Below are 24,288 nucleotides of genomic sequence, written 5' to 3'. Positions count from 1 at the left end.
GTCCGCGCGACAACAAAGCATCGCGCGACGGGCGTATTGGCGCGACCGCGCAGTCGTGGTGCCTGCGCTTACCAGAACACCGTGTACAGCACGACCAGGATCGCGATCACGCCGGCAGCGCCCACCTTGAAGCCCAGCGTGGTGCCGTAGGCCACATCGGTGGTACGAATCAGGTCGCGTGCCTGGGTGGGTGCAGTCACCAGCGACACCATCACCGCCAGCACCAGCGCGGCCAGGAACACCACGCCGATGCGGTCCATGAACGGCAGCTCCGGCCACGCGAACTTGAGCGCGAACGACAGCACCACCGAGCCGATCGCCGCGGTCAGTGCGCCGGCTTCGTTGGCGCGCTTCCAGAACAGGCCGAGCATGAAGATCACCACCACGCCCGGGGTAAAGAAGCCGGTGAATTCCTGGATGAACTGGAACCCCTGATCGAAGTTGCCCAGCAGTGGCCGCGCGGTGAGGATGCCGATCAGCACCGACACTGCCGCCACGATACGGCCCACGCGCACCAGCTGCTTCTGTTCGGTCTGCGGGCGGAACTTGGCGTAGAAGTCCAGGGTGAAGATCGTCGCCACCGAGTTGATCTTGGATGCGAGCGAGGCCACGATCGCCGCCACCAGGGCCGCGAACACCAGTCCCAGGATGCCGGTCGGCAGCAGCTGCATCATGGTCGGATAGGCCTGATCGGGCTTGGCCAGATCCGGCGCCAGCACCACCGCGGCAATGCCCGGCACCACGATCACCAGCGGCATCAGCAACTTCAGGAACGCCGCAAACACCATGCCTTTCTGCGCCTCGCCGATGTTCTTGGCCGCCAGCGCACGCTGGATGATGTACTGGTTGAAACCCCAGTAACTGATGTTCATCACCCACAGCCCGCCCAACAGCACGCTCAGGCCCGGCAGATCCTTGTAGAACGGGTTGTCCTTGGTCAGGATCATGTGGAAATGCTCGGGGTGCGCGCTCCACAGATGCTTGAAGCCGGCCAGCACGCCGGCGCCATCGCCGATGCGCGCCAGGGTCAACCCGGCCACCAGCAGCCCACCCAGCACCAGCAGGGTGACCTGCACGATGTCGGTCAGCGCCACCGCCTTCAGCCCGCCGTACAGCTGGTAGACCAGCGCGAACACGCCGATCAACGCCAGCGCCAGGGTCTGGTCCATGCCGGTGACCTGGCTGACCGCGATCGATCCCAGCCACAGGATCGAGGTGAGATTGACGAACACGTACAGCATCAGCCAGAACACCGCCATCAGCGTGCGGATCCACTTGCCGTAGCGCTGCTCCAAGAACTGCGGCATGGTGTAGATGCCGTTGCGCAGGAAGATCGGCAGGAAGAACTTGCCGACGATCAGCAGCGTCAATGCCGCCATCCATTCATAGGACGCAATCGCCAGCCCGATCGCATAGCCGGAACCGGCCATGCCGATGATCTGCTCGGCAGAAATATTCGCCGCGATCAGCGATGCGCCGATCGCCCACCACGGCAACGACTTGCTGGCCAGGAAGTAATCCTCGGCGCTCTTGCTGTGGCCTGCCTTCTCGCGCGACACCCACTGCGCGAGCACGAAGATGCCGGTCAGGTAGACCAGCACAATCACGATATCCAACGTCGCCAAACCCACTGCACTCTCCTGTCTGGCTCTGGGGTATGCGCCGACGATCAGGCAGGGCTGCAGAAGGCCGCCGCCGCGCACCCGGTGCGCAATGGAGGCGCGGCGAACCGCATCTGCAGGCCATCCCGGCCGATCGACAACACCGCCCCCGCGGCGGCTGATGGCACCACCGCGATCGGTGGCCGCTTTGACACGTCGCCGGACCCGGCGACGCAGTTGTTTCGCTTGACCTGCACCGTGCCCCGGAAGCGTGCCTCCGGGCATAAAGGATTACTTGACCGGGCAATCCACCGTGACTTCGGCTTCGTTGAGCGCACCCAGCGCCACCTTCGACACCGACAGATCCAGTGCTGCGCCGCTTTCGATGCTGGCAACCTGGGTCAGCTTGGTCACGTCGGCACCGGCCTTGGCAAAGCACTTGAGCGGAATGCCCACCACCTTCCACTGGCCTTGCGGCAGTGCGGCCAGGGTCTTCTGCGCATCGACGCGTCCGCTGCACTTGTCGCCGCAGCCCACGCCCAGCCACACCGGCGCGCTCACTGCGCTGTCGCGGCGCACGGTCAGCTGCAGCTGCACATCGCCGTTGCTCTCGCGCGATACATCCACCGGCTTGCCGGACACCAGCAGCACGCTGGCGGTCTTGGCACCGGACCACACCAGGCGGCGCGCATCTTCCTGCGCCTTGTGGTCGACGGCGGTCATCTTCAGGCTGCCATCGGACAGGCCCACCGGCAGCGTGGTCGCCGGCATGTTGGCCTGGCCCGCGTTGGACAGCTGCATCGCAATGCCGAGCGCCGGCTTGCCGCGCACGAAGTACACCCCGCCCACCGACTGCTCACCGGACACGCCCGAGTCTTCCGGCAGCGCCGCCAGGTCGCCCTTGTCGGCGTAGGTCAGGCCAAAGCCAAACTTGAACTGCGGGTCGTAATCCTTCTGGCCCACGTTATTGGCGAACTGCACCGCGGTCTTGGGCCAGGAGAAGCTGAGCTTGCCCTTGAAGTCGTTCTGCACGCTGCCATCGGCCTTGCGCAACAGCACATCGGCAATGCCCTCGCCTTCGGAGCCCGGCAACCACGCCGCCACGAACGCATCGGAGGCATTGATGTACTGATTCATCCACAGCGGACGGCCGCTCAGGAATACCGCCACCACCGGGATGCCGTCGGCCTTGAACTTCTTCAGCAGTGCCAGCTCGCTCTCGTCGCCCGGCTTGTACAACAGGGTGGCGATGTCGCCCTGGAATTCGGCATACGGGTTTTCGCCGAACACCACCACCGCCACATCCGGCTTGGTCTTGTAGGCGCCGTCTACAGCCAGCTCGGCGCTGCCGCCGGCGGCCTTGATCTGCTTGTCCAGACCTTCCCAGATGGTGTTGCCGTTGGGGAAGTCGCTGCGCTTGGTGCCGGTGCCCTGCCAGTTCAGCGTCCAGCCGCCGGACTGCTTGCCCATGTCGTTGGCGCCATCGCCGACCACCAGCACGCGCTTGGTCGGATCCAGCGGCAGGATGCCGGCCTGGTTCTTCAGCAGCACCAGCGACTCGCGCACCGCTTGACGGGCGATGGCGCGGTGCTCCGGCGCGCCCAGCAATTCGTACTTGCCACCGAGCGGGCGCTTGGACGGTTTGCCGGCTTCGAACAGGCCCAGGCGCAGCTTGACGCGCAGGATGCGGCGCACCGCATCATCCAGGCGCTCGGTGCTGATCTGGCCGGACTTTACTGCGGCCAGTTCGGTGTCGTAGATGCCCTTCCAGCTGTCGGCGGCCATCGCCATGTCGACGCCGGCAATGAACGAGGCCGGGCAGTTGTCGTTGGTGCAGCCCTTGACCTGGCCCTGGCCGTTCCAGTCGCCGACCACGAAGCCGCCGAAGTTCATGCGGCCCTTCAGCACGTCGGTCAGCATGACCTTGTTGCCATGCATCTTCTCGCCGTTGAAGCTGTTGAACGAGGCCATCACCGTCTGCGCGCCGGCCGCGATCGCCGGCGGATACCCGGCCGCGTGGATGTCGCGCATGGTGGCTTCGGACACCTTGGTGTCGCCCTGGTCCTTGCCATCGGTGGTGCCGCCGTCGCCGACGAAATGCTTCACCGAGGAGATCACGTGGCTGCCGTCCAGGAACTGCGGCGTGCCAGGCGTGCCCTGCACGCCTTCGACCATCTTGCCGGCGAAGCTGGCCACCACGTCCGGCGACTCGGAATAGCCTTCGTAGCTGCGGCCCCAGCGGTCGTCCTGCGGCACCGCCACGGTGGGCGCAAAGGTCCACTCCATGCCGGTGACCCGGGTTTCGGCGGCGGTGACTTCACCGATTTTCTTGATCAGGTCCGGGTTGCGCGTGGCCCCTAAGCCAATGTTGTGCGGGAACAGCGTGGCGCCGACGATGTTGCTCTGGCCGTGCACCGCATCGATGCCGAAGATGATCGGAATCGCGTTGCCGCCCTTGGAGGTATCCATCGACGCCTCATAGAACGCGTCGGCCAGCTTCAGCCATTCGGCCGGGCTGGCATCGTACTTGCCGCCGGGATCGGAGTTGCCGCCGGCCAGCACCGAGCCGATGCGGTACTTGCGCACATCGTCCGGGGTCATGCTGGCGATGTCGCCCTGGATGGTCTGCGCGACCTTCTCTTCCACGCTCATCTTGGCCATCACATCGGTGATGCGCTGCTCCAGCGCCGCGTCCTGCGCGAACGGCCAGGTCGGCGAGGGCCACTGGTCCGGATGGATGGTGGTGGAGGCCTCGGCAGCTGCTGCAGCCGGCGCGGTCTTGCCAGCTTCGGCGGTGGTGGTGTCCTTGCCTTGGCAGGCCGCCAGCATCAGCACCGCCGCAGCGGTGGCAAGAGAAAGAGCGCGGCGCGCGACGGGCGCGGCAGTACGGCGAAGCAGCTTGTCCAAGATCCGGGTCTCCAGGGGTGTCTCCCGCCGCGATGCATGCGCCGCAGGCCTTCAGGCGGCGTACGCTCACGTGATTCAGCTACCCTGTCAACCGCGCTCGCCCGTATGCCAAATCGCGGTCAACTTATTGGCCGGAGCTATAGGCTTGGAATACCGGCAGCACCTGTCAAACCACGGAAATTCGCTGAATCCGGCGCGCTGCTTGGCCTTGCGCGACTCCGCACTTTGCTGCATTGCACCACCGGGATCGAGGCGCACTGCGCAGTGTTGCGCCTCGCGGCGCACTGGTCGCGCCCGCTTTTCGGGCGGCATCCGAACCGATGCCAACAGGTGAGCTCGCCGTCAGACAACTGTCATATCCGGGGCCTAGCGTGAGCGCTCGCCGATGCGCCGTTGCCCATCGTTGATCGTCGTCTTTGCCTGGAGTTTCGATGTCCGCCTCCCCCGACCCCTCCCGTCGCCGCCTCATGCAATTGATGGCGGCCGTTCCCCTGTTGCCGCTCGGCAGCGCCAGCGCCGCCACGTTCCAGCAGCTGGGCAGCGCCGCGCTGGCCGCGCGCCCGCTGCGACCTTCGGAAACCCCGGCCCGCCTGGTCTCGGCCACCTTCCATGGCATGCCCGCTCCCAGCCTGGCCGACCCTGCCGCCATGGCCACCACCACGGTGGGCTCGTCGCTGAGCGTGGCCCGCAGCGACGGCAGCACCCAACGCTATGCGCTGGCTTACCACCCCTTCTTCGTCACCGGCGACCAGGTGCCCGACGGCAAGGGCGGCACCGTGCTGGCCGGCGGCTATTACGACATCCAGCATCGCCCCATCATCGACCGCTCCAAGCCCGGCGCCGAACGGCCGTTCTTTTCCGATTGCCCGGATGGTTCCTCCCTGCTGACCCTGCGCGATGCCAAGGTGCCCGGGGTCAAGGGCAACCATGTGTTTGCGGTGGTGCAGTTCGAATACACCACCCGCGACCAGGCCGGCAACGACACCAACCGCCACCTGCCCGCGCCGATCGCAGTGCTGACGCTGGACCAGGACCCCGCCACCGGCAAGCTGTCGCTGGTGAAATACCACAACGTCGACACCGCGCCGGTACACGGACTATGGACCACCTGCGGCGCCAGCCTGTCGCCGTGGAATACCCACCTGTCCAGCGAAGAGTACGAACCCGACGCCACCGCGCTGGCCGGTAACACCCAGTTCCGCAGCTACAGCACGCACTTGTACGGCGACCCGGACAAGGCCAACCCGTATCACTACGGCCACCTGCCGGAAATCACCGTGCATCCGGACGGCACCGGCAGCGTGCGCAAGCACTATTGCCTGGGCCGCATCTCGCACGAGCTGGTGCAGGTGATGCCAGACCAGCGCACCGTGCTGATGGGCGACGATGCCACCAATGGCGGGCTGTTCATGTTCATCGCCGACCGCAAGGCGGACCTTTCCGCCGGCACGCTATATGTCGGCAAGTGGCACCAGACCTCCGGCGTCGGCCCGGGCGCTGCCACGCTGAGCTGGATCAAGCTGGGCCACGCCACCAGCGCCGAGATCGAAGCGCTGGCCGACCGCCTCACCGCTGCCGATATCCTCGATGTGCATCTGAGCGACCCGGGCGATGCCAGCTTCACCAAGATCCCGTTCAACGGCACCTTCAACTGGATCCGCATCACGCCTGGCATGGAAAAGGCGGCGACTTATCTGGAAACGCACCGCTATGCCGCGCTGGCGGGCGGCAGCCTGGGCTTCACCAAGCTGGAAGGCACGACCGTCAACGCCAGGGACAAGATCGCCTACATGGCCATGTCCTATATCGTCACCAGCATGCGCAACGGCTCGGGCGATGTGAAGGTGGAAGGTCCGGATGCGGGCGCGGTGTATGCCTTGAACCTGCGCGGCGGGCGCCGCGACAGCAGCGGTGCGCCGATCCACAGCGACTGGGTGCCGATCGACATGGCCGCACCGGCCGCGCTCACCGGCCACGACCTGGCGCAGCCGGACGCGCTGGGCAATCTGGCCGATCCGGACCGGCTGGCCAACCCGGACAACCTCAAGTTCTCCGAATCGCTGCGCACCTTGTTCATCGGCGAAGACAGCAGCCTGCACGTCAACAATTTCCTGTGGGCCTACCACGTGGACAGCGGCACGCTGACGCGGGTGTTGTCGGTGCCGGCCGGCGCAGAATCCACTGGCCTGCATGCGGTGGACCAGATTCACGGTTGGACCTACGTGATGAGCAACTTCCAGCACCCCGGCGACTGGGAAAGCCCGCTGCACGACACCGTCAAGGCAACGCTGGATCCGCTGGTACGCGCCAACTACAAGAACCGCTTCGGCGCGGCCGTGGGATATCTCACTGGCGACCCGGTGGCGGTGAAGTTGGGCAAGGCGTAAGCGCCGCCGTTGCAGCTGCAGCGCTGCGTGACGCGACAGCTCATACGTGCAGCGTGGCGTCTTGCTGCTGTCGCAATGCCGGTAGGAGCGCACCCGGGCGCGAGGAGCGTTGCCGGTTGCCTGTCGCGCCCGGGGGCGCTCCTACGGGTGAGGTCGATGGATGTCTGGCCGCGTCGGTGAGAAGCAGATCAGACCGCACGTGCCCGAGCGCGCGGTTCAAGACTGCCGCAACTCCAGCGCCGCCATCACGATGGGCTTGGCCCAATCGGGCACCTGCGCCAGCTCTTCGGACGTTTGCGGGTACTGCAGGCCATTGCGGTCCAGTTCCAGCACCAGCAGCGGCGCGACCTGCCCGGTCGCGTCGGCCGGCGCGCTGTTGTCGTAGACATGCAGCACCGACAGGTGCGGCAGCAGCGCGATCAGGTTGGCACGCGAGGCAGCGTAACGCTCGCGGATCTTGTGCTCGGGGATGGCGTGCCCGCCGGCGGCCACGCGCGCTGCCACACGTGCGATATGCAGCTCGACGCTGGACAGGCCGCAGAACCAGACCGCCACCGTGTGCGTCGCGCAGGCCTGCCGCAGTAGCCGCGGGATGGTGGTCGCGCCCAGGGTGGTTTCGAATGCATAGTCGTGGCCGGCGTCCATGGCCTGACGCAGCCGCCGCACACCTTCCTGCCAGGCTTGCGCATTGGCGTCTCCGGGTGACCAGCCCCGCTCCACCAGGTCCCGGGTGAACGCATCCGGGTTGAACCAGGTGGCGCCGTCCTCCCGCAGCAGGCTGCCCAACAGCGAACTCTTGCCGGCGCCGTTGACGCCGGCCAGCACCAGAATGTTCCCCACGATTTAGAGCGACGGCCCCAGGGCGATCTTGCTGCCACGGCGTGCCGGCTTGCCGATCGCCTGGGCCAGGCCTGCGCCATCGGTCACCGCCGCAAGATGTGCATCGAACCTGGCCTGCAGTGCCTGCAACGACTGCGCGCGCGTCGAGGCGGCCGTCGCTGCACTTGCCTGGCTGACCAGCCGGCGGTATTCCTCCGCGTCCACCACCACCGCCTCGGGGTGATTGTGGTTGGTGATGACCACCGCGCCATGCGAGCGCACCTTGCGCATCAGGTTAGGCCAGCCCTTCACCTTGATGTCGGCGGCGGGGGATTTTTCGAGCTCGGGCAGATCCTGGAAGCGAGACATGGGACGGTCCTGCGCGCTGTGGTGGCCTTAGCCTACTCCCATACGTCCCATTTTGGGAAATTTGGCCATTAAGTCCAAATTTACTGCCAGGCAGGAGCTCCAGAAACGGAACGGGGCCCGCAGGCCCCGCCGTCTGACACCATCGATGCGCGACAGGCTCAGCCGCGCAACTTGCTCAGCAGTTCGCGCGTCACCGGGTCGGCCACGTCGGCCGACTCGCCCTTCAGCGCCGGCAGCAACTGGCTGGCCAGCTGCTTGCCCAGCTCCACGCCGAACTGGTCAAACGCGTTGATGCCCCACATCACCGACTGCACGTAGACGCTGTGCTCGTACATCGAGATCAGCGCACCCAGCGCCTGCGGGGTCAGCGCATCGAGCAGGATCACCGTGCTCGGGCGGCCGCCCGGATAGCTGCGGTGCGGATCGCTGCTGTCCTGGCCGTTGGCCAGCGCTTCGGTCTGCGCCAGCACGTTGGCCATCAGCGCGACGTGGTTCTCCGCATACGGATCGTCGTTGTGCACGGTGCCGATGAAATCGGCCGGCACCACGCTGGTGCCCTGGTGCAGCGCCTGGAAGAAGCTGTGCTGCACATCGGTGCCCGCACCGCCCCACCACACCGACACGGTGTCGCTGTCCACTGCAGAACCGTCGAGCTTGACCCGCTTGCCCAGGCTCTCCATCACCAGTTGCTGCAGGTAGGCCGGCAGCAGGGCCAGGCGCTGGTCGTAGGTCATCACCGCATGCGTGGCGCTGCCGAGCAGGTTGCGGTTCCACACCGCAGTCAGGCCGTGCAGTACGGCGACGTTTTCTTCCAGTGGCGTGTCGAGCGCATGCGCGTCGAACTGCGCAGCACCTTCCAGCAATTGTTCGAAACGTTCGAAGCCGATCGCCAGCGCGATCGGGAACCCCACCGCCGACCACAACGAATAACGCCCACCGACCCAGTCCCACATCGGCAGCACGCGGCTCGGTGCGATGTCGAAGGCCTTGGCAGCGCGCTCGGGATTGGCACTCACCGCATACAGGCGCTCGCTGCCGCCCAGCCAGGCGTGCAGGATGCTGCCGTTGAGCAGGGTTTCCTGGGTGCCGAAGGTCTTGGAAATCAGGATGCCGGCGGTGCGCGCCGGGTCCAGCGTCGCCAGGGTGCGCTGCATGGCGGCGCCGTCGACGTTGGAGACGAAGTGCACGCGAAACCGCGCACCGCTCACCGGACGCAATGCATCGGCCACCAGACGCGGGCCCAGGTCCGACCCACCGATGCCGACACTGACGATATCGGTCACGTCGGTGGCTTCGAGCTGCTGGATCAGCGCGCCCATGCGTTGGCGGACTTCCGCAGCGGTGACATACGCTTCGGAGGCCACCGGCGCATCGGTCAGGTCGCCGCGCAATGCGGTGTGCAAGGCAGCGCGCTGTTCGGTGACATTGACCTGCTCGCCACGAAACAGGCGCTGAAACGCACCGGCCAGGTCACGCGCGCGCGCGATGGCGAACAAGGCATCCAGCGCGGCGCGGTCGTACTTCTGCCGCGCGAAATTGAAATACAACGGACCGACTTGCCTGGCGTACTGCGTGGGCCGCTGCGGCTCGGCGGCAAGCAATGCGGGGATGGCAGCGCCGCGCAGGCGCTGGGCGTGGGCGTGAAGCGCGTCGAATCCGTTGGTCTGTGTCATGCGGCCTGCGTGGGGATGCTGTGGTTGGTGTGGGTGATCGCGTTGTGCGCGTTCACATATACCAGATTGGGCTTGAAGGTCTTGGCTTCGTCTTCGCTCATGCTGGCAAACGCCGCCACGATGATCAGATCGCCCACCTGCACGTGACGCGCAGCACCGCCGTTGAGCGACATGATGCCGCTGCCGTCTTCGGCACGGATGGCATAGGTGCTAAAGCGCGCACCGTTGGTGACGTCCCAGATATGGACCTGTTCGAACTCACGGATGCCGCTCGCTTCCAGCAGCAGGCCGTCGATGGCGATGGAGCCTTCGTAGTTGAGCTCGGAATGGGTGACGGTGGCGCGGTGGATCTTGGCTTTCAGCAGGGACAGATGCATGGACGCAGGCAACGACAAAAGGAAAGCCGGCATTTTAGCGGAAAGCGCCCGTCCCTACCGGTTTGCGCTGCGGCCGGTCGTGAGGGCTTCAGGCCCGCGCCAAGCCGACGACCTGACGTCGCCCAGGCCCGGTCACCGATGCCGGCCACCACACCAGGTGCTGGCGCACGCTCGTCCGGCTCAGAATTCCAGGTTGTCGATCAGACGGGTGCTGCCCAGCCGTGCAGCGATCAGCGCCACGCGCGCGCCGGCGGTGCCTTCGCCCGGCTCGCTCAGGTCGGGCAGCCGCACCACCGCGTAATCGACCTGAAATCCGGCCTGCTGCAGCGCGCCGGCGGCGGCCTGCTCAACCTGCGCACGCGGCGTGCCGGCCGCGTAGCTGTCGCGCATCTGCAGCAGCACCTTGCGGATCTGCGCGGCAGCCGGGCGATCGCCGGCCGACAGATACTGGTTGCGTGAGCTCATCGCCAGGCCGTCGGCCTCGCGCACGATGCTGCCGCCCACGAGCTCGATCGGAAACGCCAGGTCAGCCACCATCTGACGGATCACCGCCAGCTGCTGGTAATCCTTCTTGCCGAACGCCGCCACGTCCGGCTGCACCTGGTTGAACAGCCGCGCCACCACCGTGCACACGCCGTCGAAATGCCCCGGCCGGCACACCCCTTCCAGCACGTCGCTGACGCCCGGTGCGTGGATCGGTGTGGCCAGTGCGGTGCCGAGCGGATACATGGTGTCCACGTCGGGCAGCCACAGTGCATCGCAACCGGCGTCTTCCAGGCCGCGCAGGTCGGCCTCGGGCGTGCGCGGGTAACGCGCGAAGTCTTCGTTGGGGCCGAACTGGGTCGGGTTGACGAACACGCTGGACACCACGCGGTCGGCGTACTGGCGCGCCAGCATCACCAGCGAATAATGCCCGGCGTGCAGGTTGCCCATGGTCGGCACCAGCGCCACGCGCAGGCCCTCGCGCTTCCAGCCGGTGACCAGGGCGCGCAGGGCGGAAAGATCGGTCAGGGTCTGGATCATGCGGCGTATGCGTGCGCTGCGTCGGGGAAGCTGCCGTCGCGCACGGCCTGCGCGTAAGCGCGCACCGCGCCCGCCACGGAGCCGCCTTCGGCGAGGAAATCCTTGACGAACTTGGGCCGGCGGTGGCCGCTGTCCAGGCCCAGCATGTCGTGCATCACCAGCACCTGGCCATCGCAGCCGGGGCCTGCGCCGATGCCGATGGTGGGCACGCCGAGCGCGGTGCTGATCTGGGTGGCGATCGGCGTGGGCACGCATTCCAGCACGACCAGGCTGGCACCGGCATCGACCACGGCCTGCGCGTCGCGGCGCAACTGCTCGCCGGCTTCGCCGCGCCCCTGCACCGTGTAACCGCCAAACCGCAATACCGATTGCGGGGTCAGCCCCAGATGCGAGCAGACCGGGATCTCGCGTTCGACCAGATAGCGGATGACCTCCAGCTTGTGCCCGGCGCCTTCGATCTTGACCATCTCCGCACCGGCCTGCAGCAGCTGGGTGGCAGCGTCCAGTGCGCGTTCGGGCGTGGCATCGGCCTGGAACGACAGGTCCGCCACCAGCAACGCCCGCTCCAGCACCCTCGCCACTGCGGCGGTGTGGTAGACCATGTCGGCGGTGGTCACCGGCAAGGTGGACTCGTGCCCCTGCACCACCATGCCCAGCGAATCGCCGACCAGGATCAGGTCCACGCCGTTGGCATCGAAGGTCCGCGCAAAGCCGGCGTCGTAGGCGGTCAACATGACCAGTTTTCGACCCTCGCGCTTGGCCTGCGCCAAGGCAGGCACGGTCCAGGGCTTGCTGTCGGTATGGCTGCTCATGAAGTCATTACGTGGGGTGATGAGCCGGCCATTATCTACCCAATTGGCTCCAGCCCGCAGACATCGATGGCCTGCAGGGCGTGCCGCACTGTTCCATGGCCCGGGATGATCGCCTCCGGAGCGAGCTCGGACAGCGGCAGCAGCGCAAAGGCGCGCGCATGCAGATGCGGATGCGGCACCTGCAGCCGCGGCAGATCCAGCACCTGGTCGGCGTAGAGCAGCAGATCCATGTCCAGCGTGCGCGGCCCCCAGCGCTCGCCAGCCAGACGTTCGCGGCCAAAGGCCCGTTCGATGCCCAGCAAGGCATCCAGCAGCGCTAGCGGGGCAAGCCCGGTCTGCAGCTGGGCCACGGCGTTAATGAAATCGGGTTGGTCTTCGCGCCCCCAGGCCGGGGTGCGATACAGGCGCGAGGCCGCTACCAGCGTGGACTGCGGCACGGCCTCCAGCGCGGCGATGGCCGCACGGACACTGGCCTCGGCCGGGCCCAGGTTGGCACCCAGGCCGACAAAGGCGGTGTGCATGCCTTACTCGCCTGCCGGTGCGCCGGTGCGGCGGCGGCGGCGGCGACGCTTGCGCGGCGCACCGTCCTCGCCTTCGTGATCGGCCTGCGCGGTTTCGATCGCATCGACCAGTTCCTGGCCGGAGGACTTCTGCGCCTCGCGCCAGAACTCCACATCGGCGGCGTGAGCGGCCGAGGCGAACTGGCGCAACACCAGGAAATCGTAGGCCGCGCGGAAGCGCGGATGCGACAAGGTGCGGAACACGCGCTTGCGCTGCCGCGAGGAGAAGCGCGTCTGCAACAGCCAGATCTCCTGCATCGGTAGCGAAAAACGACGCGGCAATGCCACCCGCTCCAGCTGGTGCAAGGTGACGCGGTCGGCGGCACGGCGCTGCGCATCCTCCGGCTGCACGCCCTGCGCCTGCAACCCCATCAGGGTGCGGCAGAACGCAGGCCACAGCAGCAGCGCGAACAGGAACGCCGGCGACACCGGCTCGTCGTTGGCCACGCGCGCATCGGTATTGCGCAGGCCTTCCAGCACCATCGCACGCAGCGCACCGCTGCGATTAGATTTCAGGGCTGCCGCGCTTTCCGGGAACAGCTCACCGAGCAGGCCATAACGCTCCAGGCCTTCGAAACTGGCCACGCCGTGTCCGGACAGGAACAGCTTGAGAATCTCTTCGAACAAACGCGCCGGCGCTGCCTCGGACAACAACCCGGCCAGGCGCGGAATCGGCTCGGCGGTGCCGGCTTCGATCTCGAAGTTGAGCTTGGCCGCCAGACGCACCGCGCGCAGCATGCGCACCGGATCTTCCTGGTAGCGCAGTTCCGGGTCGCCGATCAGCTTCATCAGGCGCGCCTGCACGTCCTCGAAGCCGCCGCAGTAGTCGCGTACCGAGAAATCCTCGATGGCGTAGTACAGCGCGTTGCAGGTGAAGTCGCGACGGATCGCATCGTCTTCGATGGTGCCGTAGACGTTGTCGCGCACCAGCCGGCCGTTATCCAGTTCGCGGTCGCCGCTGCCGTCGTCGCTGTTGGCGCGGAAGGTGGCCACTTCGATGATCTCGCGGCCGAACACCACATGCGCCAGGCGAAAGCGGCGGCCGATCAGGCGACAGTTGCGGAACAGCGCTTTGACTTCTTCCGGCGTGGCGCTGGTGGCCACGTCGAAATCCTTGGGATGGCCGCCGACCAGCAGGTCGCGGACTGCGCCGCCGACCAGGTAGGCACCGAAGCCCGATTCGCGCAGGCGGTACAGCACGCGCAGTGCGTTGGGGCTGATGTCCTTGCGCGAAATGGTGTGCTGATCGCGCGGAATGACGCGCAGCGTGAACGGAGATGTAACTGAGGGTTCGATGATGGCGCTTCCGTCTTGTGTTGCAGGATTGCCCAACGGCTATTACCTCACTATACTAGCGCGCTGCACAAGACGCGACAAAAACGCTCCCTTCGTCTAATGGTTAGGACGTGGCCCTCTCAAGGCTAAAACAGGGGTTCGAGTCCCCTAGGGAGCACCACCGTCGTCGGATCGCAGAACACGCCAAGACCCCGCATTGCGGGGTTTTTGCGTTGTGGCGCGCGATGTTGCCGCGGTTGCGCGGCACATGGCAAGGCCGATACGGACATGCCCCCCTTCCGACGTGATCGGAAGGCGCGGCGTGGCGGTTGGTCGAGACCGGTTGTCGGCGCCTGTTGCTGCTGCGACAGCACCGGACGCTGGCGCGCCGTTCGGTCCGTCGCGGCCGCAACGCAGGTCACATCAGCCACATGAGCGACAACAACACGTAGGGATCGACGTAGCGCGCGCCACACTGGCGGCGCAAGCCTTCTCGGGTGGGCGCGACAACACGCTTGCGCGCCCTGTGTGCACCACGTCCTGGACACTTGCAGTACATGACCTCTCCTCAGCTGGCAACCGAATGCGTGTCATGTCCGTCGCTGCCGGTTTCGGCGACCGCATCGTGGGCATGCAGGCTTTCGAGATGGCGTACCGCCACATGAAATGCCGCATAGCGCTCGGCCAGCGCCTGACGCAGACGTCGTGCAGCATCTTCGACATACATGAGGTTGGCGCCATTCAAGCGGGCGAAGGCCTGCTCGTCGATGCGCCGCACCGCTGCCTGCACCGGCGTGGCCAGTGCGCGATCGCACACGCCGATCAGCTCGCGAATCTCCAGACGCTGCTGGCGGGCAAGCAGGTCCACCCGCACCTGCGCGATGCTGCGCTGGCTGTGCGGTGTGGCATGCGAGCCATTGACCCGCAGCCATTGCGCCACGTTTTCTCGCTTCAGCGTCTCGCGTCCGGCATGCTGCTGCAGGAAGGCATCGCTCAGCAATTGCCGCGACAAGGCGGCCGAACATGGGCAGGTGGAGGCGTACAGCACATCGATCTGCACCTGCAGATGGCATTGCCCTGCCCTGCACTGCGCCTCCAGACGCACCGGGTACGCGCGCCACCCCGCCAGGCCCTCGCTCAACAGGGCCGGGGTCCGCAGCATCACCTCGAACGCCAGCGAGACCCGCGCGGCACGACTGCCGCAATCGGCATGGCTGTCGATCAAGGCCTGCAGCAACTGCGACACCATCGCCGGCGAGACCGGCTGTTCCAGCTGCCGGTCCAGCAAGCGGTACAACCGCGACATATGGATGCCCTTCAATTCGGGCCGCGGCAGATCCACCTGCACGCTGGCGCGCGCGCCCACGGTTGCACCGGGCTCGGCCTCGTCCAGGCGCACAGGAATGGCAATGTCGTGCATGCCCACCCAGCGCAGCGGTGCGCTCAACGTGGACGGTTCGGAAACGGCAACATCGGGAAGCGTGGCGGACATCGCAAACTCGTTGATCGGAAAGTGGGAGTACGCGTCGTGCGCGACCGGGGAATGTCTAAGAGCGGCTGATGTGCTGCGCGTTGAGGGCGAAGTAGTCGTCGATGCCGGCGTGCAGCGTCTGCGCCAGCTCGTCCTGATGGTTGTCGCCGCACAGGCGCTGGCAGTCGTCGCGATTGCTCATGAAGCCGGTCTCCACCAGCAGCGACGGAATATCCGGCGATTTCAGCACCGCAAAACCGGCCTGCCCGACCTCGCTCTGATGCAGGTGCGTGACTTGCTGCAAGCGCCCGAGCATCAACTTGCCGAACGCCACACTGCTGGCGATGGTGCCGCTCAACGACAGATCGGCCAGCACCTGCGACAGCACCGGATTGCTGGGAACCCGCAACCGGCGCGCGGTGTCGCCCATGTCGTCGGCAGCGTTCTCGCTGTCGGCGATCCAGCGCGCCAGTGCGGAGCTGGCACCGGTCTGCGAGAGCGCGAACACCGAGGCACCGCGCGCCTGCGCATTCGGCGCCGCATCGGCATGGATGGAGACGAACAGATCGGCGTTGCGACGATGCGCAATCAACACCCGCTCGTGCAGCGGCACGAAGCGGTCGTCGCTGCGAATCATGGTCGGCCGGTAGCGCGGATCGGCGGCCAGCCGCCGATGCAGCCGCCCGGCCACTGCCATGGCCACGTGCTTTTCATAACGTGCATCGGCACTGACCGCACCCGGATCCTTGCCGCCATGGCCGGCATCGATGGCGACGACATAGGGGTGCAGGTGCGAGCGGGCAGGCTCTGTTGGCGTTGTCGCTGCCGCTGCCGCTGCCGCACCGTCGCTTGCGGACAGCGCCATAGTGCCGGCCATGGCGGCAAGCTCCAGTACCAGCGCACTGCCTTCCCAGCGCGTGTTGACTGAACAGGGCTGCTGCAGATCCAACACGACACGCTGGCCATCAAGATGCGGCGCGCTGCGTATGCGGGTCACCGCAGTGCCAGCGGGCACCGGGTCGATGCGCGGCGCCCGCGATGACACGCCAGAAAGATCGATGACCAAACGCTCGGGATCGGACAACCTGAAACTGCGGTAGGCAACCTGCGTACCCAGCTCCAGCCGAAGGCGCAACAGCGTGCCTTGCCGCTGCACGCTGCATCCCCGCAAGACTGGAAGCCCCTGCGCAGATCCCAGCGCAGGCGACAGCAGCAATGCGCCAGCTCCGCCATGTATGAGGTGCCGACGCTTCAACATGCCCTCCCCTCACAAGGCGAGCAACCGCCGCGCCACAGAAAACGGCAGCACAGAACGCGGCGCGTTTCCGGAAGGCAGACACAGGATGGGGGAAGGCGGGACACGAAAGGAAAGACTGCGCAGCAGATGAGTTGTTATAAAGTAACATAAATTCACAAAAAGCAAGCCCGTCACTTCCGTCCTGCGCTCCCGCGTTCATCTCCTCGTCCAGAAGCCGCCCATGTCCCACTCTGTCCCGCGAGAGCTATGCCGGCTGGCGTCACTGCACCGAGATCGACTGCGCCCAGCCCCTGACAGCGAACTTCATCGCCCAGCGCCTCGCAGCGCTCCACGACCCAGACGATCACCACACCCAGCCATTCCTGCGTTGCTGGGGTCAAGCGCATTATCGGCAGGTAATCGGATGGTTCGAGCACGCTCAAGCCGCGCAGCACGCATTAATGCTTGGCCGGAGTCGAGGGATGACAACGTAATTCATCAATCAAATTATCTTCGACAACCCACATGCCGGCCCGCAAAGAATCCAGTGAAATTACTCGAAAAAACTCTCCGCGACGCCGTCACTCAGGCCATAAAAAAAGAACCTGACTGGCCCTATTCCTCAGTCGCCAGTCGCAAGATTTGTGAAGGCGTGCTCGCAGACTGCCCCGGTCCGAAGTCGATGGGAGTAGGTCAGGAGCATCAATGCCGTGCAGTTCCAGCCGGGGGATATCGATGAGCGAGTTCATGGATCGCTACGGGACCGAGGCCATGTGCTAGCGGGCGCTGTATCGCTGGCGTTGGCCCAAGGGCTTCCGGTGCCCTGCATGTGAGGGTCGGGGTGCTCGCGTTTCCGGCGCGAGGGTCAAACCTACTACCAGTGTCGCGCGTGCCGCCACCAGACCACCTTGCGCTGGCGGTGATCGAGCCGGTCAGAGCATTCGACAACGCCTCGCTGGAAGACTGAATCGCACGGCGCCTTGCGCCCGAGTGCGAGGTGTACTCCGACGGATTGGCCTGCTTTCGTCGTCTTGAAGATGCCGGGCATGCGCACACCACGCTGGTGACTGGTGGCGGCCGCGCCGCGACCGAGGTCCAAGGGGCACGCTGGATGAACGTGGTGCTTGGCAACGTCAAACGCGCCATCAGCGGCACCTACCATGCCGTGCGACAGGCCAAGCATGCGCGTCGCTATCTGGCCGAGGCGGCTTACCGCTTCAACCGCCGATTTCACCTGGACCAGATGTTGCCGCGACTGGCAACGGCGCCGATGAGCTGCAAGCCTTGCCCGGAGCCGGTTCTGCGCATGGCGAGCAATTTCCACAGCTGAGGAATGGGGCTAATCAAGTATCCTTTTCGACTGCCTGCTGCTCTGGATCACCCCAGAGAACAAGGTCGCGTTGGCCCCATCGTTGATTGCCATTGACTACCTTGCTCTCAAAGGCCAGACCGTGCGTCAGCCGGAATCAACGAAGAACCACCCCAATCCCCACCATCTGAGAGAACACGCCCGGCGCTGTCAGGAGCTCGACGGTGCACCAGGCCCATAGGTCGACGGGCATCAACGCGCATTCGAGACGGTGCGCAGGCTAACGGCACGGTATTGCTTCTGACTGCCGAAACGTGTGCTGTTCTTTTCGAGCGTGGCGCAGATCCTCCCTTCGCCACAGGGAGCCAGATCAGCGCGCGCAACCCGCTCCCAATAGTCGATTGAGGTGCGGAGCTGCACCAGCTCGCTGCGCTTTTCGTTGATGATGTCCACCGAGTAAGCCACCGCCCCCAGTCCCAACACGCCCGCCACGAGCATCGTGGCCGATGCGATCCACATGCGCCGCGTGCTCCGCGTTTCCAAGGACTGCTGGGCCTGCGCGTAACGTCGAGTGGCTTGCTGCAATGTCTCATCCGCAGTGGCCATTTCTTTGTTGAATCGCTTGGCGGCTGGCTCCAGCGTTTGCGTCAACGCCTGATTGGTCAGCTGCGTCAGCCGCGGCAGTGCGTTTTCTAAGACCCGATTGACCTTGGCATCGGCGCTGCTGGCCGCGTGTTGGACTACCTGAAGTTGCTCGGCGACCACATCGCGCAGCCGTTGTTCGCGCTGCTGCATGGATGCCACCAGCGTCGTCAGCACTTTGACCGTCTCCTGCAACGAGGCGTTCGACGCGTTCAACGTGGCCATCATTTCCGCCATCGCGGCGGCGTCTTGCCTGTCCATGAGGTTTCCTGAGCTCGGCTGGTCACGGAAGCGATTTTGACTAACCGCCGCCCCCTCCACCACCACCGCCGTCTCCACCCCCACCGCCGTCCCCTTGGGGACCGCTCTGCATCGGCCCCTTGGCGAACTCTGGCAAGGTCAGCACCATCACCGGCCCACGGCTGGTGTTGATCTCCGCTGAGACATCCATCCCCAGCGCCTGACGTGTGGCGGCAAGCTCCTGGGCCTCCTGCTGGGCCTGTGCCTCCAGGAACTCGTTGCCTTTTTCGATCAGCGCCTGCGTCGCTGCGCTGTTGGCCACTCGATTCAGAGCCTGCTCGATCGCCAGTTCCTTCTTGCTCTCGAGCGCGTAGAGCACTTCGTCCACGTCCGGGTCGCCCGTGATGGATTTCCGCTCAGCTTTCGACGCGTCGTTTGGCGCATTCCCTTCCCCTGCACCAGCAAAGCGCTGAACTGGAGATGGGAAGGCATCGGCTTGCGCGGCCGCTTCACTAGGCGAGCGGTGACTTGGTGGGTGCGCGCTGAATGCATCCATGCTTCCACCCTCCTGGTCTAGCGCCCTCTTTTGAGCGAAGGGATAAGGTTCTCCGCGCTCGCGATACTCCTTAGGGCAACGCTGATCAAGTAGTCGCAACGGCCAGCGAACTGGCCGATCCGGCTCATGACGCACTTGGATCTACGATCAGCCGTCCTTCCATGCCCGTTTCCGGGCGCTGNGGGTCGCCCGTGATCGATTTGCGCTCAGCTTTCGACGCGTCATTTGGCGCATTCCCTTCCCCTGGACCGGCAAAGCGCTGAACTGGAGATGGGAAGGCATCGGCTTGCTCAGCCGCTTCACTAGGCGAGCGGCCACTTGGTTGGTGCGCGCTGAGTGCATCCATGCTTCCACCCTCCTGGTCTAGCGCCCTCTTTTGAGCGAAGGGATAAGGTTCTCCGCGCTCGCGATACTCCCTCCATTCCTGGTGGAAGCGTTCGTCTTCCCGATCCGCCGCCTCAATTTCCTGTTGCAGCTGGCGCAGCGCGCGCATGGTCTCTTCCAGGAACAGAGCACCGCCCGGGTCTGCGGCGCTGCGATCCTGTGCAGGGGTTGATTGCGTTTGTCGGTTTTCTGCGTCAGCAGACCCGATGGGCAGGCGAGTGTTGGCACTGCTTGCCAATGACTGTTCACTCGTTTGCGCAAAGTGTGCTGCTGGCGGCACAGCCGCGCCACGCTCAGTGGGCGAGCCATCGGAGGGATGGGCCTGCTCGGCCTTGGTTTCCTGCTCTGGATTTGTGAGCGCCGCGGCCTGCGATGCAATCAACGGGTCTGCTGACGCAGGCGTCGTTGGGGCCATGACACGAACCGGCGCCGCCTCCTGCTCACGTGCCATGTCTTGCTGGCGGACCGACGCTTGCTCCATCTCCATCGGCTGCGTTTGCACGTGGCGAGACAGCGCCGGGGATACCGCATCGGCCTGCACGCTTTGCACAGGTTGGTCGCCGGATTCCCGGCCCCCAGAGGGAGGCACTTGGAGGTGCGCAGCATCGCGACTCTCCAACGCCTGCCTTTCCAGCGCGCGTGCCGCTTCTTGTGCTTGATGCGGTTGCGCGTCGCCTGGACCAAGCGGTTGCGACCGTGGGTCGGGCGTAGTGTGAGCCGCGCGTTCGCCTACCTGTTGGTTATGCCCCTCTAGCTGCTGGTGGGCATCTGCCTGCTGCAACTCGGGCTGCGGCGTTTGTTGAGCCAGCGCCGCATCCGGAGCGTGCGGCTGAGGATCGGCTTGTTGCGAGGCGTGCTGGCCGGGGTCTTGCTGCTGCGCTTGCTGAGCCTGGCGTTGCTGGACCTCAACCTGCATGGCTTCTTGAGCCTGGCGGACTTGTTGCTCCCGCTGCTGGTTGTCCTGGGCCTGGCGCTCCTGCGCCTGACGTTCCTGGACGTCCCTTTCCTCACGCTCCTGTAGCTCGCGTTGCTGGCTGGTCTGTGCCTGCCGCTCCTGTAGCTGGCGCTCTTCTAGCTCACGCTGCTGCTCTGTTTGTCGCTGACCTTCCAACACCGCGTGGGCCTGGACCGCCCGTTCGCTTTGCGACCTCTCTTCGAGCTGAGGCTGTGCCTGCTGAAGGTGCTCGCGCACCTGCGCNTGCTCTGTTTGTCGCTGACCTTCCAACACCGCGTGGGCCTGGACCGCCCGTTCGCTTTGCGACCTCTCTTCGAGCTGAGGCTGTGCCTGCTGAAGGTGCTCGCGCACCTGCGCGACGTGTTGCTCTTGCGCGAGACGATCCTGCTGTTCGTGTTCTTGCCGCGCCTGTGCCGCGACAGAGGCCTGCATGCGCGCCTGAATGTCGAGCTTCTGCTGCGGATTGGAAGAGTCAGACGTAGAGCTGTCTGTTTCCCCTGTCGCTTCGGGCGCCCGTGCGAGGGTTGGCGGCTCTCGCCTGCTGCCTTGCGCCTCGCTCAACGCCTGCCGGATCTCTTCGCTGCTGGTCACGGCCACCACACGAGTGATCCCATCGCTGCCGCGCTGAAGGTGCGCGATGGGGCTGTCATACCCGTATTGCCCCAACTCGTTGCGTTGTAGCTGCTGCATGGTCGGCCCGGTGATGCCGTTGGCCTCCATGGTCCGCTGCGAAGCCAACTCCACGGCCTGCTGAATGTCTGGATGGAAGCTCAAATCGACGCCTGCGGCCCGGTAACGGTGCAGCAGCTCGTTCTGCTCCATCTGTGCCGCCGTGGGCGCGGGAAGCGCCTGAATGGCTGCCAGGGCCTCCTGGGCACGCTCCAACGACGGCTGGCGCACCTGATTCGTCAGCTCCAGTTCGACCGCCAGGTTGCCAATAGCCACCCCGTTCTTCCCAGCCCACTGCCCAGCCTCGTTCCGCTGGTAGACCTGCCCGTCGTGTCCCTGCACCTGACCTTGCTTGGCGAGGGCACTTTCAACTGCCGCCGGCACTTCCACTCCATAGGCCTGGGCACGTTGCGCGGCATGGTTTTCCAGATAAGCGGCGGCGATGGCTTCGTGCCCGGTGGCGATGTTGCTTTCGATGCGGCCCAGGGCTTCTTGGTTGAGCTGTTGCGCGCGTTCCGGAGAGGCGGTTTGGTGTTCGTAGCTGCCCCGGTCGTTGGCACCGGACACGGCGGTTTTGACTTGGCGTTCCCATGCCTGGCTCTCGGGATTGCGGTGCCAGTTCTGGTTGTCCAATCCGACTTGGTCGCTGGCCCGTGCAGGGAGGTTGAACGGGTCCTGCGGGGGAGGAGCCTTGCCCAGTGCCAACTCCACTGCCTTGGCGTTGGCAAGCGCGCCCAGTTCCTGGGATTTCTCATAGCTGGCGACCACGGGCTGCTCGTTGGTCGTGCGGCGGTCATCCTGGGCGAGCTCGATGGCCGCTTCGCGTTGCCAGTTGCGACCATTGAACTGCCAGTCTACGCCCGCTTTGTCGCTCTGGTGGTAGATGGCGCGGTTGTCCAGCAGATCGGCGCCCTTGTCGAACGCCTTGCTTATCAACAGCGCGTCGCCGACCACCAACGCCGCAGGCACGAAGCCGCTACCGCCCAGCGCTGCGGCTGTGGACGCACCACCGGCCCAGCCGCCGACGTTACGGGCCAAGGCATGGGTGACCTCGGACTGCGCGGCCGTGGCATTGCCTTGCTCCAGCAGTTCGGCCGAACGGCGAGCAGTCAGCACTGCGTCGGCGCCGGTCGCCAGCAAACCGCCCGAACGCACCACGGTGCTGGCCGACGCGTTACCCAGCAATACTTCCATGGACGCCGCGCCGCTTTGACCGCGAGGAACTCGCAGAGGTCTGGCTGCCTCTTCGCCCAAAATATTTTCAACTACCGCCACGCCGGCCGGCGATACGGTCAAACGTCCGCCGTGGTAAGCGTTTGAAATGGCCTGAGACAGACCATGCCGCTGGAGTTCGACCGCAACACCGCGGGTCAACGGCTTGGACACGCTATGGATGTGCTGTAGCGTGGTCACTACGCGGCCTTCGGTGTGGGTGACAGCAGCCCAGCCATGATCTCCTGACGCGTAGCCCTTCAGGCTCTGAATTTGCGCGACGTGCGGGGCATGGATCAGACTCCTACCTGGCAACGTTTGCTTAGACGTTAGGCATCCGAAGCGTCGATGAGCCAAAGACCGTCGGAGTCAGTTTCGGTCTCAATTCCTGTCGCAGCGACTGCATCTCTGAATACTCGGTCGCAAAAGACTTCGATGGCGTAGGGCGTTTTAAAAACATGCGCCGTGCCCACACGCTCGCGATCAAACGTGACACTGGCGCCACCGGTCAGATCGTAGAACTTGCCATTGACGAAGTCTTCCGTCGTATCGATGAAGAGTTTTGACGCATCTTCGTCCAGTGCGTCAATCTCCCGGACTACGTCGCAGAGCAAGTGGCGTGGTCCCTTCGAGCCATCAGCCAACCGATAGTCCACCTCGGCGAAAGCGAACGCTTCGGGATCAATCGCGACCATGACTTGGTAGAGTCGCTCGGATACGAGCCAGTAGCCACTGAAGCCCGGCTCCAAGTCCTTGGGCGGCGGGCCCTTGCTGGGGCAATAGACCAAACGCGGCGTTTCGTGTAACGGAGGGAAACCACCGCCTTCAGGCCTCAGAATCAAGCGCGGGGGTGACAACAGATCCTTGACGTTCTCAAAGACAACTCCGTTCACCGGTCCGTTGATCGTACCCGCTTCGAGGATGAAGTATTCACCAGCCTCAGGCTGATTGGCTGTTTTCGTTTCCATGGCTTACATCCGTCATTGATTTATGTCGCCGGGATCATTGCGCAGAGTCTAGCCACCGCCGTCGCATTTCCGGGCAGACAGTACAACGGTAGTGCTTTGTCCGCTCTTTTGCATATTTGACCTGACGCTCCCAGGTCTGGCTCTCGGGATTGCGCCGCCAGTTCTGGTTGTCCAATCCGACTTGGTCGCTGGCCCGTGCAGGGAGGTTGAACGGGTCCTGTGGTGCGGGCGCCTTGCCCAGTGCCAACTCCACTGCCTTGGCGTTGGCGAGCGCGCCCAGTTCCTGGGATTTCTCGTAGCTGGCGACCACAGGCTGCTTGATAGGCCCAGTGATACGCCCAGGGTTCCGTAGACACTCAAGACCCTCGTTGCGCGTAGCGCCGTTCAAACTCTACAGGGGACAGGTCGCCGGTTGAACCATGACGGCGTTTGGGGTTATAGAACATCTCGATGTAGTCGAACACCTCAGCGCGCGCAGCATTCTTGGTGGGACGTCGGATCCACCACAGCGACCGGGACGTGCAGTACGTCTCTATCCGCTACACCGAGCGGCTCGCCGAGGCCGGCCTGGAGCCCTCGGTGGGCAGTGTGGGCGACTCGTATGACAACGCACTGGCCGAGACCATCAACGGCCTGTACAAGGCCGAGGTGATCCACCGCAAGTCGTCCTGGGGCACGCGCGAGGAGGTCGAGTGGGCCACGCTCACCTGGATCGATTGGTTCAACAATCGCCGCTTGCTTGAGCCGATCTGCAGCATCCCACCCGCCGAGGCCGAAGCCAACTATTATTCCAAACACAAGCAACCCAACGAGTCCGCTATGTCGGCGTGACTCAAACCAAG

At 65.1% G+C, this 24,288-nt stretch carries 16 protein-coding genes, 1 tRNA gene and 6 pseudogenes; 5 read left to right on the top strand and 18 right to left on the bottom strand.

Annotation, left to right across the window (positions count from 1 at the left end; genetic code table 11):
- Nucleotides 1–68 precede the first annotated feature (68 nt).
- Both XCSCFBP4642_RS0109885 and XCSCFBP4642_RS0109880 read right to left on the bottom strand, forming a co-directional pair.
- Nucleotides 69–1,631 carry a sodium/sugar symporter gene (locus tag XCSCFBP4642_RS0109885; protein ID WP_029219638.1) on the bottom strand — a complete coding sequence of 521 codons (1,563 nt, stop codon included), beginning with the start codon at nucleotides 1,629–1,631 and terminating at the stop codon, nucleotides 69–71.
- A gap of 261 nt (nucleotides 1,632–1,892) precedes the next feature.
- Nucleotides 1,893–4,508, bottom strand: a complete 2,616-nt coding sequence (locus tag XCSCFBP4642_RS0109880) for a glycoside hydrolase family 3 protein (RefSeq protein ID WP_029219637.1) — start codon at nucleotides 4,506–4,508, stop codon at nucleotides 1,893–1,895.
- Between the two features lie 431 nt (nucleotides 4,509–4,939).
- Between XCSCFBP4642_RS0109880 and XCSCFBP4642_RS0109875 the strand changes: the two genes are divergently transcribed.
- Nucleotides 4,940–6,895 carry a PhoX family protein gene (locus XCSCFBP4642_RS0109875; protein ID WP_029219636.1) on the top strand — a complete coding sequence of 652 codons (1,956 nt, stop codon included), beginning with the start codon at nucleotides 4,940–4,942 and terminating at the stop codon, nucleotides 6,893–6,895.
- Between the two features lie 216 nt (nucleotides 6,896–7,111).
- On the opposite strand, the gene XCSCFBP4642_RS0109870 is transcribed toward XCSCFBP4642_RS0109875, so the two are convergent.
- From XCSCFBP4642_RS0109870 to pcnB, 8 genes are all read right to left on the bottom strand, one after another.
- Nucleotides 7,112–7,735, bottom strand: a complete 624-nt coding sequence (locus XCSCFBP4642_RS0109870; RefSeq protein ID WP_029219635.1) for an ATPase — start codon at nucleotides 7,733–7,735, stop codon at nucleotides 7,112–7,114.
- 3 nt (nucleotides 7,736–7,738) lie between these two features.
- The gene (locus XCSCFBP4642_RS0109865; RefSeq protein ID WP_029219634.1) at nucleotides 7,739–8,083 is read right to left on the bottom strand and encodes a type II toxin-antitoxin system prevent-host-death family antitoxin; all 345 of its coding nucleotides are present in this window, start codon (nucleotides 8,081–8,083) and stop codon (nucleotides 7,739–7,741) included.
- A gap of 158 nt (nucleotides 8,084–8,241) precedes the next feature.
- Nucleotides 8,242–9,756: a glucose-6-phosphate isomerase gene (gene pgi / locus XCSCFBP4642_RS0109860; RefSeq protein WP_029219633.1), complete on the bottom strand. Its 1,515-nt coding sequence runs from the start codon at nucleotides 9,754–9,756 to the stop codon at nucleotides 8,242–8,244.
- Nucleotides 9,753–10,133 carry an aspartate 1-decarboxylase gene (gene panD, locus XCSCFBP4642_RS0109855; RefSeq protein WP_029219632.1) on the bottom strand — a complete coding sequence of 127 codons (381 nt, stop codon included), beginning with the start codon at nucleotides 10,131–10,133 and terminating at the stop codon, nucleotides 9,753–9,755. The genes pgi and panD overlap by 4 nt, the downstream gene beginning before the upstream one ends.
- Nucleotides 10,134–10,313: 180 nt before the next feature.
- Entirely contained in the window at nucleotides 10,314–11,156 is an 843-nt protein-coding gene (gene panC, locus XCSCFBP4642_RS0109850; RefSeq protein WP_029219631.1) for a pantoate--beta-alanine ligase, read from the bottom strand.
- Complete coding sequence (gene panB, locus XCSCFBP4642_RS0109845; RefSeq protein WP_029219630.1) at nucleotides 11,153–11,968, bottom strand: 3-methyl-2-oxobutanoate hydroxymethyltransferase; 816 nt, start codon at nucleotides 11,966–11,968, stop codon at nucleotides 11,153–11,155. The genes panC and panB overlap by 4 nt, the downstream gene beginning before the upstream one ends.
- A gap of 35 nt (nucleotides 11,969–12,003) precedes the next feature.
- Nucleotides 12,004–12,489, bottom strand: a complete 486-nt coding sequence (gene folK, locus XCSCFBP4642_RS0109840; RefSeq protein ID WP_029219629.1) for a 2-amino-4-hydroxy-6-hydroxymethyldihydropteridine diphosphokinase — start codon at nucleotides 12,487–12,489, stop codon at nucleotides 12,004–12,006.
- A 3-nt stretch (nucleotides 12,490–12,492) separates the two neighbouring features.
- Nucleotides 12,493–13,860 carry a polynucleotide adenylyltransferase PcnB gene (gene pcnB / locus XCSCFBP4642_RS0109835; RefSeq protein WP_029219628.1) on the bottom strand — a complete coding sequence of 456 codons (1,368 nt, stop codon included), beginning with the start codon at nucleotides 13,858–13,860 and terminating at the stop codon, nucleotides 12,493–12,495.
- 49 nt (nucleotides 13,861–13,909) lie between these two features.
- Here pcnB and XCSCFBP4642_RS0109830 point away from each other — a divergent pair.
- A tRNA-Glu gene (locus XCSCFBP4642_RS0109830) sits at nucleotides 13,910–13,984 on the top strand.
- 387 nt (nucleotides 13,985–14,371) lie between these two features.
- On the opposite strand, the gene folE2 is transcribed toward XCSCFBP4642_RS0109830, so the two are convergent.
- Together folE2 and XCSCFBP4642_RS0109820 are read right to left on the bottom strand one after the other, a co-directional pair.
- Entirely contained in the window at nucleotides 14,372–15,295 is a 924-nt protein-coding gene (gene folE2 / locus XCSCFBP4642_RS0109825) for a GTP cyclohydrolase FolE2 (protein ID WP_029219627.1), read from the bottom strand.
- A gap of 55 nt (nucleotides 15,296–15,350) precedes the next feature.
- Entirely contained in the window at nucleotides 15,351–16,529 is a 1,179-nt protein-coding gene (locus XCSCFBP4642_RS0109820; protein WP_029219626.1) for an N-acetylmuramoyl-L-alanine amidase, read from the bottom strand.
- 233 nt (nucleotides 16,530–16,762) lie between these two features.
- Between XCSCFBP4642_RS0109820 and XCSCFBP4642_RS29380 the strand changes: the two genes are divergently transcribed.
- Both XCSCFBP4642_RS29380 and XCSCFBP4642_RS24520 read left to right on the top strand, forming a co-directional pair.
- Complete coding sequence (locus XCSCFBP4642_RS29380) at nucleotides 16,763–17,005, top strand: hypothetical protein (protein ID WP_084624771.1); 243 nt, start codon at nucleotides 16,763–16,765, stop codon at nucleotides 17,003–17,005.
- Nucleotides 17,006–17,212: 207 nt separating this feature from the next.
- Nucleotides 17,213–17,841 (top strand): annotated as a pseudogene (locus XCSCFBP4642_RS24520) (IS1595 family transposase).
- Between the two features lie 231 nt (nucleotides 17,842–18,072).
- Here the strand turns inward: XCSCFBP4642_RS24520 and XCSCFBP4642_RS0109810 are convergent.
- The 6 genes and pseudogenes from XCSCFBP4642_RS0109810 to XCSCFBP4642_RS26830 all read right to left on the bottom strand — a co-directional run.
- Nucleotides 18,073–18,699: a hypothetical protein gene (locus XCSCFBP4642_RS0109810; protein WP_029219625.1), complete on the bottom strand. Its 627-nt coding sequence runs from the start codon at nucleotides 18,697–18,699 to the stop codon at nucleotides 18,073–18,075.
- A 64-nt stretch (nucleotides 18,700–18,763) separates the two neighbouring features.
- Nucleotides 18,764–19,330 (bottom strand): annotated as a pseudogene (locus tag XCSCFBP4642_RS0109805) (hypothetical protein); the annotation flags it as partial.
- 127 nt (nucleotides 19,331–19,457) lie between these two features.
- Nucleotides 19,458–22,460 (bottom strand): annotated as a pseudogene (locus XCSCFBP4642_RS24515) (coiled-coil domain-containing protein); the annotation flags it as partial.
- Nucleotides 22,461–22,807: 347 nt separating this feature from the next.
- Nucleotides 22,808–23,446, bottom strand: coding sequence for a DUF1629 domain-containing protein (locus tag XCSCFBP4642_RS0109795; RefSeq protein WP_029219623.1), 639 nt, complete (start codon nucleotides 23,444–23,446; stop codon nucleotides 22,808–22,810).
- 67 nt (nucleotides 23,447–23,513) lie between these two features.
- Nucleotides 23,514–23,798 (bottom strand): annotated as a pseudogene (locus tag XCSCFBP4642_RS26835) (hypothetical protein); the annotation flags it as partial.
- Nucleotides 23,799–23,802: 4 nt separating this feature from the next.
- Nucleotides 23,803–23,934: pseudogene (locus XCSCFBP4642_RS26830) on the bottom strand (IS3 family transposase); the annotation flags it as partial.
- Nucleotide 23,935: 1 nt separating this feature from the next.
- Between XCSCFBP4642_RS26830 and XCSCFBP4642_RS24510 the strand changes: the two are divergent.
- A pseudogene (locus XCSCFBP4642_RS24510) lies at nucleotides 23,936–24,277 on the top strand (integrase core domain-containing protein); the annotation flags it as partial.
- Between the last annotated feature and the right edge of the window lie 11 nt (nucleotides 24,278–24,288).

It is taken from the genome of Xanthomonas cassavae CFBP 4642 (assembly GCF_000454545.1).
In the GTDB taxonomy this organism is placed as follows: Bacteria; Pseudomonadota; Gammaproteobacteria; order Xanthomonadales; family Xanthomonadaceae; genus Xanthomonas; species Xanthomonas cassavae.
The sequence above is the reverse complement of the archived record's forward strand: the minus strand, read 5'-3'. Positions and strand labels throughout refer to the sequence as shown.